This window comes from Palaeococcus sp. (in: euryarchaeotes), assembly GCF_053987695.1.
Map to the genome: position 1 here is coordinate 1 of NZ_JBMXHE010000051.1, position 4,618 is coordinate 4,618.

Consider the following 4,618-nt stretch of genomic DNA (forward strand, 5'->3'; position numbering starts at 1 on the left):
TCAGCTAGCGGCCACTGCTCTTGGTCTTGGTGCCTGCTGGGGGCATGTTTTGGATAGGGCTCACAACAGGGAAAAGAGCGCCGAGGAATATGTCAGAGAGCTTCTTGGAATTCCTGAAAACATAAGAGTCTTGTGTATTATTGGGATAGGCTATCCCGCCGAAGAAAAAAGCGAGCACAAAAAATGGGAAGTGATGAAGGAGAGAATACACTTCAACCGCTTTTAGCCCCCCAAGTGCTTCTAAAAATAGTTCTACCTCTTCCTTTGTATTGTGGAGGCATGGTGAAACCCGTATTCCGTAGTGGCCGAGCACTTCGTGGTGGCTTATGGATATACCCTTTTCAGTTAGTGCTTTCACCCTCATAGTTCAGCCCGGTTTTTATCGTTATTATTGATGAGTTGTCCGCTATAACGCTGAGTTTGACTTTGACTTTTTTTCTTTTCAAGCCTCGCCCTTTAGGGCGGGATGAGATCCGGTTCAGAATAACCTTTAAATATTTTAGGTTTAGTAATTTATGATAGGGGGGATAGAAATGGCGAGAACTGGAATTGAGTATTTTGATAAGCATGTTCTTAAAGATGGCTTTCCAGATGGCTCCTTGATTCTGGTAGCTGGAGAACCGGGAGCAGGAAAGACAATATTTTCGGGTACATTCTTATACAATGGAGCCAAGAAGTTCGGAGAAAAGGGCGTCTATGTCTCGCTTGCGGAAACCAAGAGCGAGTTCTACGAGTCAATGAGGCAACTAGGAATGGATTTCGAAGAGCTCGAAAACAAAGGACTCTTCAAGTTCATAGACCTTGTAACAGTCAGCAAAGAAACCATAGACAAGGAAATAGGACTTTTAATTGAAGAAATAGCAAAATTCCAGCCAAAAAGAGTTGTTATTGACTCCATAAGCGTCTTTGCTCAGGTTCTAGGTGCTGAGAAGACAAGAATATTCCTCCACACAGTGCTCGGGAGGTTCATAAAGGCTTACAACTCAACCGCCCTCTTAATCGCCGAAAAACCTGTAGGGGCCGAAAAAATAGGTTATGGTATTGAGGAGTTCGTGGTCGATGGTGTTGTCATACTCAGATATGAGTCCTTTGGGGAAGTCACAAGAAGGGTAATGGAAATTCAGAAAATGAGAAGGAGAAGCGTTGAAAAGTCTCAGTACGAGTACGTGATAACTCAAAAGGGAATTGAATTTCTGGTGATTCCCGAACTGGAGAGAGAAGAAATAGAGTATACAGTAGAAAGAATTACCACTGGCATAGACAAACTCGACAAAATGCTCGAAGGGGGAGTCTACAAAGGGTCGAGCGTTTTACTTGTTGGCATGACGGGAACTGGAAAAAGCACCTTTGCCCTGCACTTTGTCATAGCCAACGCCTTGCAGGGAAGAAAGGCCGTTTATATCTCCTTTGAGGAGCCAATGGATCAGATAATAAGGGTTGCCGAGAACTATGGCATACCAATAGAAGAGGCAATGAAAGAGAACCTCAAGGTCTTTACATGGGTTCCGGAAAGCAGGACTCCTGTGTACACTTTCCTGAAAATTAGGGAAATAATAGAAGAGTTCAAGCCAGAAGCTCTCGTGATAGATAGTTTGACATCCCTGAGGCAGCATATGGACGAGAAGGAACTTGCAAAAATGCTCAGATACCTCGGTCTGGTGATAAAAGCAAACCGGATAACCGTATACTTTACGTTAAACGAGGGAACCGACTTTGAAGTGGTGCCGTTTACAGGAGCGAGCACCATGGTGGACGTTATAATAGGACTCAAGTACGAAATACATAATGGGAACATAGAAAGAAGGATGACCATCATAAAATCCAGAGCGTCAAACCACTCAAGGAAGATACACAAATACGAAATCACTGATAAGGGGGTGGAAATTTATGAATAAAGGTGAAGAGATTTTGGTTAAGGCTATCTCTGCAGCTCTTAAGGAAGTAGCTCCGGGTCTGGAGGCAGTTTTGGAGGCACATCTCAGGGCTAAGATGAATAGGGGGCTCGAGGTTGCGTACGAAAACCCACAGGAATTCAAGGATGCTGCTTCAAAGCTTTTTGGAGAGTACAGTGCTCGGCTATTGGAGATGGTAATCATAAACAAGCTTGAGAGTCAACTTGGGGAGGGAGTAGAAGTCAACTCGTTGGAGGAGCTGGTGGAGCATGTAAAGAGGATTTACGGTGAGTGATAAATGAACCCCCTCGAACTAATGGTCGCAGCATCAAAAAGGATAACTCCAATGCTCCTTAACCATGCGATAGGGAGCGACATCGAAAGCGTGATTTACTACCTAATAAAAAGGCTAAGAGGAGAGTATGAAGAGTTTGTAATAATCTCTTTTCAAGATGCGTACGTTTCCATCTCAAAGTACCTAAAGTCAATATACAAAAATGCTCCTGAGGCCTTTAAGGGCGTATATCTAATCTCTATAAACCCCTTTCTTGAAGAAGAGCTAAACCCAGACCTTCTTATCCAGACAAAAGATGCGGAGATTATCATTGGCAGGATTGGAACAGCGTTAGGGGCAAAAAGCAATACTCTATTCCTTGTTTTGGGCCTCGATCTCTATGGAGTCAGATACCCAAAAGAACTTCCCGTAATGATCCCTGCAATTATTAGGACTCTCTCGAAGGGCGAGAATAACAATGTTCTCATACCTTTCGATGTTAAAATATTCTCAGAGAGCATTGTGGAAATGGTGAACAGCTTCGCTCTCAATGTCTTTAAGTTTGGAATAGAAATTAAGGGGAATGAGATCAAAAGAAAGCTCATAATAATTAGAAGTCCTTTTGTCGAGTACGCCATGAAGTCATGGTATTATACGGTGACCCCCAACGAGATTAAGTTCTCACCTGCTTCAGAGAGAGGGCTATGATTTGCAACTAAGGCTTATCGTAAACTAGGAGATTGAGGGACTCCTTTAGGGGTGAGACAATGTACCTAGACCTCCCTAGAGTTATTGCTGGAGTCCTTCTCGGAATAATTAGTGCTTTCATTATGAAAATAGCCTATTCATACTATAGGAAGCTCAACGAACCCGGAAAAAATTAGCTAAAAACTTCCTAACCACGGTTTCTCTTTACTTCATAGGAGCAATCTTAGTAGTAGTGGATTCTCTAATTAAAATCGAGATATGGATAACTTATGCAATCACATATAGTATTTCCGTCATACTTCTATCTTCCTTCGTTTTATTCTATCTCAGAGCTTTGAGCTCTCAAGAAGCAAAACCAAAACAACATCGTGAAAAACTCCAACTTTACCAACATCCGGGGCGTATGCATTTAAAAAGCCGGCAAGTCCTGAGGGGTAGCATTCCTGTCGGAGATTTCAAGCGGACTGCTTGTCGTGAGCAGAATGAAAAAGGAGTTGTGGGTAGAGAAATATCATTTAGAACCTGATGAGTTCATATGGCTGAGTAGAGTGGAGGAAAAGGATGCAGTAGACCCTACAAAGCTCCACATGCTTCAAGATGCTATTCTCAGGTTTTTGAGGGAGAATGGCGGGAAGGTAATCGTGTATTTCGAGGGAGTTGAATACCTCATTCTTTACAATGACTTTCCTTCAGTTGCAAAGTTTTTGTTCTCGCTCAGGGATTACGTGATTTCCAATGAATCACTCCTCATCCTGTACCTCCCGCCAAATGTTCTGGACAGGACTCAAGAAAGCGTACTCCTGAAAGAGTTTGAGGAGAAGGAGGAAAAGGAACTCATCGAAGAAATCTCACAAAAAATAATCGCGAGAGCAGTAGAGGGAGAGAATAATATCAGTGGCTCATAAACTCAATGAGTTAGCAGGGCTTGTTTACAGTAACCTTTATTTAGAATTTTTGCTGAATTCTTCCAGGTGATTCTCATGCTCCCCAGATGGGATCCCAGACTAAAAGACCCTGAGAGCGTAGCATTTGCAATCCTGGACGTTCTAGCAGACTTAGAATCAGAAGGAAAACTGAAAAACCTGCCAAAATCCAAAAAATTCCCAGTAAAAACAATAATAGCAGTACTCCTCTTCAAACAATACTACAACCTACCCCTCAGAGACGCACAGCATTACGGCAGAGAATTCTTCAGAGCAAACATTCACTACTCAACCCTCCACAACTGGGAGAAAAAACTGAACTTGGAAGAATTAACAAACCACCTCCTGAAAAAACTTCAGGAATTACCTTACGCCGGCACTCAAGCAGACTCAACAATCCTCACAAATAAAAAAAGGACAGAATAGAAGTCCAAGCGATAACGAGAATCCTGCCGGGCTTACTGTATCCGGTCGCTGTGAAAATCACGACTTCTGAAAACGAGCTGATTGAAGTCCTGCCCGAAGGTTCTGGGAATTTTTATGCTGATGGGGCTTATGATTCGAAGAAAGTTCTGAACATTGTGGTGGAGAAGGGTTACAAACCGATTATCAAAAAGACTAAGAATCCTCCGGATGGTTTTGGCAGTAAGAGGAGGGATGAAGTGTTTTCCGAGAAGGAGTATAAGCACAGGAGGGGGTTCTGGGGTGCTTTTGCAACCTGGTTTGGTGACAGGATGCCTTGTTTTCTGAGAGAGATTACTGTGACGCGGATACTGCTTGGGGTAATGTGTTACGCGCTGAAAATTCTTCTCAGAGTCAAG

General features: G+C 42.9%; 7 protein-coding genes. All 7 read left to right on the forward strand.

Features of this window, described 5'->3' with window-relative positions:
- On the forward strand, positions 1-226 hold a 226-nt coding region (locus ACXJGZ_RS03940), incomplete at its 5' end, for a nitroreductase family protein (RefSeq protein WP_456398343.1).
- Positions 227-515: 289 nt separating this feature from the next.
- The gene (locus tag ACXJGZ_RS03945) at positions 516-1,895 is read left to right on the forward strand and encodes a DUF7125 family protein (protein ID WP_456326554.1); all 1,380 of its coding nucleotides are present in this window, start codon (positions 516-518) and stop codon (positions 1,893-1,895) included.
- A complete protein-coding gene (locus ACXJGZ_RS03950) occupies positions 1,888-2,187 on the forward strand; it encodes a NitrOD5 domain-containing protein (RefSeq protein ID WP_456321623.1) in 300 nt (99 codons plus the stop codon). The genes ACXJGZ_RS03945 and ACXJGZ_RS03950 overlap by 8 nt, the downstream gene beginning before the upstream one ends.
- A 3-nt stretch (positions 2,188-2,190) precedes the next feature.
- Positions 2,191-2,874, forward strand: coding sequence for a hypothetical protein (locus ACXJGZ_RS03955; RefSeq protein WP_456321624.1), 684 nt, complete (start codon positions 2,191-2,193; stop codon positions 2,872-2,874).
- Positions 2,875-3,338: 464 nt separating this feature from the next.
- Positions 3,339-3,779, forward strand: coding sequence for a DUF835 domain-containing protein (locus ACXJGZ_RS03960; RefSeq protein ID WP_456321628.1), 441 nt, complete (start codon positions 3,339-3,341; stop codon positions 3,777-3,779).
- 75 nt (positions 3,780-3,854) lie between these two features.
- Positions 3,855-4,223 (forward strand): hypothetical protein, encoded by a 369-nt coding sequence (locus tag ACXJGZ_RS03965; RefSeq protein WP_456398344.1) that lies wholly within the window; start codon positions 3,855-3,857, stop codon positions 4,221-4,223.
- Between the two features lie 50 nt (positions 4,224-4,273).
- On the forward strand, positions 4,274-4,618 hold a 345-nt coding region (locus ACXJGZ_RS03970; protein WP_456398345.1), incomplete at its 3' end, for a hypothetical protein.